Origin of the sequence: Paenactinomyces guangxiensis (genome assembly GCF_016055185.1) — a bacterium.
GTDB classification, from domain to species: domain Bacteria; phylum Bacillota; class Bacilli; order Thermoactinomycetales; family Thermoactinomycetaceae; genus Paenactinomyces; species Paenactinomyces guangxiensis.
On record NZ_JAECVR010000012.1, the window covers coordinates 120,149 to 126,296 of the forward strand.

6 protein-coding genes are annotated in these 6,148 nt (G+C 39.4%); 1 reads left to right on the plus strand and 5 read right to left on the minus strand.

Annotation, left to right across the window (positions count from 1 at the left end):
- Positions 1-58: 58 nt before the first annotated feature.
- From I8U27_RS12580 to I8U27_RS12590, 3 genes are all read right to left on the minus strand, one after another.
- Positions 59-1,192, minus strand: a complete 1,134-nt coding sequence (locus I8U27_RS12580; protein WP_181752299.1) for a Gfo/Idh/MocA family protein — start codon at positions 1,190-1,192, stop codon at positions 59-61.
- 97 nt (positions 1,193-1,289) lie between these two features.
- Positions 1,290-2,798, minus strand: a complete 1,509-nt coding sequence (locus I8U27_RS12585; RefSeq protein WP_181752298.1) for a M1 family metallopeptidase — start codon at positions 2,796-2,798, stop codon at positions 1,290-1,292.
- Between the two features lie 505 nt (positions 2,799-3,303).
- Positions 3,304-4,293, minus strand: a complete 990-nt coding sequence (locus I8U27_RS12590) for a phosphotransferase enzyme family protein (RefSeq protein WP_181752297.1) — start codon at positions 4,291-4,293, stop codon at positions 3,304-3,306.
- A 348-nt stretch (positions 4,294-4,641) separates the two neighbouring features.
- Between I8U27_RS12590 and I8U27_RS12595 the strand changes: the two genes are divergently transcribed.
- The gene (locus I8U27_RS12595) at positions 4,642-4,986 is read left to right on the plus strand and encodes a hypothetical protein (protein ID WP_181752296.1); all 345 of its coding nucleotides are present in this window, start codon (positions 4,642-4,644) and stop codon (positions 4,984-4,986) included.
- A gap of 58 nt (positions 4,987-5,044) precedes the next feature.
- Here I8U27_RS12595 and I8U27_RS12600 read toward each other — a convergent pair whose 3' ends face one another.
- Both I8U27_RS12600 and I8U27_RS12605 read right to left on the minus strand, forming a co-directional pair.
- Positions 5,045-5,770 carry a hypothetical protein gene (locus I8U27_RS12600; RefSeq protein ID WP_181752295.1) on the minus strand — a complete coding sequence of 242 codons (726 nt, stop codon included), beginning with the start codon at positions 5,768-5,770 and terminating at the stop codon, positions 5,045-5,047.
- A 36-nt stretch (positions 5,771-5,806) separates the two neighbouring features.
- Positions 5,807-6,064, minus strand: coding sequence for a hypothetical protein (locus tag I8U27_RS12605; protein ID WP_181752294.1), 258 nt, complete (start codon positions 6,062-6,064; stop codon positions 5,807-5,809).
- Positions 6,065-6,148: the final 84 nt, after the last annotated feature.

The following is a 6,148-nucleotide window of genomic DNA, read 5'->3' on the forward strand; positions in this document are numbered from 1 at the left end:
GACTTTTATTATCTTCCAGAAAATATGCTCCAAATCAAAACAAATTTTACGATTGCATTTAACTGGATACGCTTACCCATTTTCCGGTTTGTACAGACCTCTCCACGGCTTCCAAAACCATTTGGTTTTTAAGGCCGTCCTCAAAATTGGGAGATGGGCTGGAGCCTTTGGCGATCCCGTTCATCAGTTCTGCCATGAGATTGATAAAAGTGTGCTCATAACCGATGATGTGTCCCGCCGGCCAGTAAGCCCCGGCATACGGATGGTGCTCCTCCGTACAGTTAATTGTGCGAAAGCCCTGCAATCCCGGCTCATCATCTACCAAGTAGACCTGAAGGTTGTTCATGTTTTCCATATCCCAGCGAATTGAACCCTTTTCCCCATTGATCTCAAAGCGATTTCCGTTGCGATTCCCGCCCGCAAAGCGAGTTGCCTCGAAAACACCGATCGCTCCGTTTTCAAAGCGGGCCAAAAATGCTGATGCATCGTCTACATTCACTTCACCCATCTGTCCGTTCTTCACACTCGCGCTCAATCCCCCGCTCATTTCACCAAGCGGACGTTCTTTAATAAAGGTCTCCATCATCCCGACTACTTCTTTGAACTCTCCAAGCAGGAAACGAGACAGGTCTAAAATATGGGCTGCAATGTCACCGAGTGCACCTGAGCCGGTTACCTCTTTGCGTAAACGCCAAACAAGAGGAAATGTTGGATCCATAATCCAATCTTGCAAATATTGGGCGCGAATATGATAGATTTTACCCAGCCGCCCTTCATCGATGAGCTTTTTGGCAAATTGCACTGCTGGAGCATAACGATAGTTATGACAGACCATATGAACGACACCCGCTTTTTTCACAGCTTCTACCATCCGTTTTGCTTGCTCAACAGTCATCGCCAGCGGCTTCTCACAAAGCACATGCTTACCCGCTTCTGCGGCGGCAATGGCCATCTCTGCGTGGACATGGTTAGGTGTCACAATATCAATCAAATCGATGTCATCACGTTCAATTAAACTCCGCCAGTCAGTATCATAAGAGGCCCAGCCCATTTTCCTGGCTGCTGCCTCCACCCCTTTTTCATCCCGGCCGGCAATTGTTTGAAGAACAGGAGTCAGTGAGGTATCGAAGAAATAAGGGAGATCACGGTACGCGTGACTGTGTGCTTTTCCCATGAATTTGTGACCAATCATACCCACCCGCACATATTTTTTCTTTAGGTCCACCCTATTCACCGGCCTTTCTTTGATCTACAGACCGCTTTTGGTAATCTCATTGTTTTAAACATTTTTACTGCTGATCAGATAAATAAACCCGGTGTTCTGCAAAGAATTTGGAAAGATCTCGTCCGCTTGTTTGCTCCATAATCCGCATAAAATCTTCGGTAGTGGCCACAGCAAATTTTTTCTCTTTAAAGTAAGCTTGCATCGAACGGTAAAACTGCTCATCACCTAATTCTTTTCGCAAATCATTTAAAGTCCGGGCTCCATAAGAGTAGATTGTATAATAATAAGCATCGATTCCCTCATCCCCGCGAGCCGTGAAATCGGAAACCTTAGATGATAAGTGATAGTAAGGGTCATCAGGGGGAGCTGTAGTCAGTTGATCCAGTCTTCCATTGTACAAAGCAGCTGAGAAAGTGGCAAAAGACTCATCCAGCCAGGGCTCATCATATTCGTTGTTTCCTATAATTCCATAGAACCATTGATGACCATTTTCGTGAGCAGTCACCGATTTGACTCCTGCTTCAGTGCTTTGATCAGTAATAGAGATCATAATGAGTTGCGGGTACTCCATCCCGCCAAACCAACCTTCCATACTGACTACATCCAACTCCGGCCAGGGATATTGACCAAATTTTTCGCTGAAGAGATTGATACTGTCAATGCCTGACTCTAACATCGCATCCGCAAATTTTGCATGTTGATCCGTATAGTAAACATTGACTTTTACTTTCCCTGCCATTCCCGATTTCACATGATAGGAAGGGTCCATTTCCATTGCAAAATCACGGACATTTTTCGCCTTAAACCGATGGGTGGCCAGGTTACCTGTAACGCGAGGTTTACCAACTTCGGTACCTGTTGTCGCAATCACCTGTGATTTATCTGTTGTAACTGTAACATCAAAATTACCGGTTAACGAATAGAAACTCTCACCGTATGGGAAGTAAGGGTCGATATTCCAACCTTCTTCATCATAAACAGCCAGAATTGGAAACCAGTTACCAAGCGAAACTGTGGAGCCATACCAACCAAAACGGTCTTGTGCGTGAGGAACGGAGACAGAAAACTTCATTTGGACAGAAGCTTTTCTGCCTTGTTTCAGTGAAATTTTCTGAATATGCAAGGCTGTTTCTTTTAGTTCAAAGTCCGCCTTTTTCCCGTTTACTTGAACCGATTGTACATTCATGCCGCCACCATTCTCCTTAAACACAGCGGCATTTCCCCAGAGGTTAAAGTACAAATCTTTCAATTCCCGGTTAAGATTATTTGTGAACCGGACAGTCATGGTTCCTTTTATCGTATGCGCTTGACTGTCATAAAACACATTCATTTTGTAATCAGGATGAGAAGGTCCAACTTCGCCTTTTTTGCCACGGTCCGTGGAGGGATACACAAATTTTTGCCGTAGATCTGTTTTTGAAATCTCTTGATCAGGTAGCTGATAAGCACCTGGTTCAATGTTCCTTGGAGTTGAATTGGCAAAAGCGATACTTGGAGTGAGAACACTTCCAATTAATAGTGAAGTTATACTGGCTGCTTGAACAGAATATTTGATAACCTTTTTCCAATTCATAAAAGCCCTCCCCAATTTGTTCAACCTCTTATTATTAATTAGACATGCGAAGAGATTGACCCTTTTGGATATTATATAATTTTTATTAATAATCAGCATTTTATTTTTATAAATTTACAACTATCAAAACTGCCGCCTGAATCTGATCAAATAGAACAAATCATAATCCAGGATTTTATAAAATTTAGCCTTCCACTAAAAAGGCCCAGTGACAGGGTTGCTGTCATAGACCGCAAAGTAGATTACTGAATATGTAAATGGTACTAAAGCCTACTGATTAGGCTTTTTATTTCCAATTTTCTAGTAAATAGATTAGAATAGAAATGATTACCATTACAAAAAATGGGAGAGGAGTTTATGAAGGGGTCCTGCCGTTTTTTCGCGGATTTCATACGCTAAGAAACCAAATGAACAGAAAACCCGGCTCTCCACTACGCTAAGGGAGTCGGGTTTTGATATTTAGGATATTAACAACTTAACGTTCGGTGATTTGATTTCGTTATAGTTACCAAGGCTGTTGGAATCCTACTCTTAGCTCATCACGAACCCTTGATAAATGAGATCTCAAATTATCCATCCAAGAAGGCTCATTGCTAATGTTGCGGTCTTGCAATGAGTGCAAAATTCTTGAAAACCGATATAAGTTTGAAACCCTTTCAAATCTAGGCATTTGGTCTATTAATGATTCATCCAAGGTCATAATAGAGTGGTATCCTCTTAAGAATGCTTGAAAATAAATTTCTGCTTTCTCTTTTTCTAATTCTTTCAAATCCCTCAAAGCTAAAATAATATCCATCACATACCAATGGTACATGGAATCATCAAAATCAATCACGTTAAATTGAGCAGTTCTTTCATTCCAAAAAATGTTGTCTAGTTCAAAATCATAGTGGATCAAACCGTAATTTTCTTCCGTAGTCGGTAGAGTATGCAGCCACTTTTTGATTCGTTTCAATTCGTCTATAGCTTCTGTTTCTTGCGGATGATCACGCAAGACGGACTCAATAGATTGCAAAGCATCTTTCCAACTCTTACGCATTGTATCTAGATGTAGGGGTTTAAATGTCTTAGATAAATGGTGTAAAGTGGCCAGCGATTTTCCCCATTTTTCAAATTGCATTTCTGATACTTTCTGTATATCCAGTGAAACACCCTTCGCTTGATTAAAAACAACAGCATAATAAGTACCGTGTGAAGTATGCAAAGCTTCCACTAAATTACCATTCTTCGAAAGAATCGGCATTACGGTGGGATAATGATGAAGATGTAAATATTGCATGAAATCGAGTTCTGCAGTAATTTGTTGGATGGATCTTTCTTGTTCATGCGTAAATCTTAAGAAATACATAGCGTCATTGTGTTTAAATTTGTACACAAAATTGGAACTTGCACGCCAAACCTGCAATGTGTTCTCGCTATGTTCCCAGAACTGGATCAAATCTTGAGCAACTGAGTCCAAAGCAAGACCAAGTACCATGGTTCTTAATCTCATCATATATTTTGCCTCCCAGCACCTTGTGAGAGGACTTAGATCTTTTTAAGAAAAGAGCCCTCTCTCCAGCATGCTATTTTGAAAGAATCCATTCTTCTTCAAACAGCGTCACTCCCTTCTAGAAGCTTAAATATGGAAACAGCATAAAAGCCAAAATAAATTATAACATTTCATAATCATTTGATGAGCAATATAACTAAGTTATTTTTTTAATTTTTCATCATCGTACAAAATTCGTTTGTATTTATTAAGGATACAAACGAATTCATGATATAATTCATCTACCATCCTTAAAAAATGGATGCCATAATGCGGTTTAAATTGGTTTGTATCCGCAGAAAGGAAATACATATGAAGATTTTAGAGCGTTATTATGTAGAATTGGAGAAAAAGGGACTATCCAGTAGCACCATCCGTCAACACCAGCAAAGTATATCCCGCTTTATGAAGTGGTTCAATACGATGTCTGAATTTAAAGACAATGATTTTTCAGGCTGGCAAAAAGTAATCCCAAAAGACATACAGCAATTCCGTAGACTATCTGGAAAAGGATTGTATGCTGATGGAATGGGAACGACAGAAATGAAAAAATCCCTCTCCGTTGGTACGATCAATAACACGGTTAAGCACTTAAAGCAATTCTTTGGTTGGCTATTGGGGCTGTCCCATCCTTTTGGGACAGCCCCAACTGGCTAAAGCCATAAATAAAAGAATGAGTACCCATTTAATAGGTACTCATTCTTTGTTAAAAATGTTATTTTGCAATTTTTAAGTCCTCTAATTTCCAATAAAAATTGTTGGGAAGATTTATGTCAAGATGTTTGTCATTACCCAGTTGCTTATACTCAGGTGAATTTTTAATCTTTTCTTCTAATACCTTTTCTGAAACATCTACTACAAATACCCGGTTGTCGTTGTGAAGTTTATCAAACAATTCTTGCTTCACTGGCATTTTCCCCTTAAAGAGATATACTCCTTTAATAGTTTTTGATCCACCAAGAAACTCTTTAATTCGTTGTTCAGGATAGATATCTCCACCTTCAGGTCGACCCCCAAGGGTTGCTCGAATTCCGTGTTCATCAATCACTCGAATTTCAAATTTTTCTACCTCTAAGCCATTTTCTGTAACAAAATTTTCAAATTCCTGAGCCGAAAGTGCCTCTTTCATAGAAATCGTTACCGGGATCTTGTCATGGCCCTTTTTCGCTAACATATTAAATTGATTAGGCATTTCGTTACGATATTGCTCAAGTTCGTTTAGTGAGGGATTATCATTAGAAAACGTGATGTTTACGTTTATTTCTTTTGAATCCTGTTTGTTTGTGGCTATTAGTTGAACGATACTATTAGCTAATTTTTCATCCTTCAAAACCTTAGCTTTTTCTTCTTTGAAATCCTGACTTGCAAAAAGAGAACCAGTTGTAAGTACACCAAAAACAATTGCTCCAAATAGAAGCGTTATAATCATTTTTATATTCACTTTTTTGCCTCCAATCTTTATTTCCTAAGCTAGGGATTAGTGAGTGTTATAATAAACATCTTGAAGGGCTGGATTAGAATAAGCTTTAGTATTATATTCATAACAAGTAAAACCACAGTCTGGACTAAGCTCATAATGGCTTTCATGAGAATTAATTTCAAAGTACCCAGCAACATTGGTAGGGTTTAATGGGTTGTAAAATTCAACATAATAATCGTATGGTACACCTGTTGTAATATCTAATACTCTTTGGGCAACAACTTCTGTTTCTTCATTTCCATATGTAAATGTCAATCATAAAGTTGACCACCGTGCTCATCAAAAAATTGACCACCTTGGCAAAGAAGTAGCCACCCGACGGGTGGATAATTTTTTCAT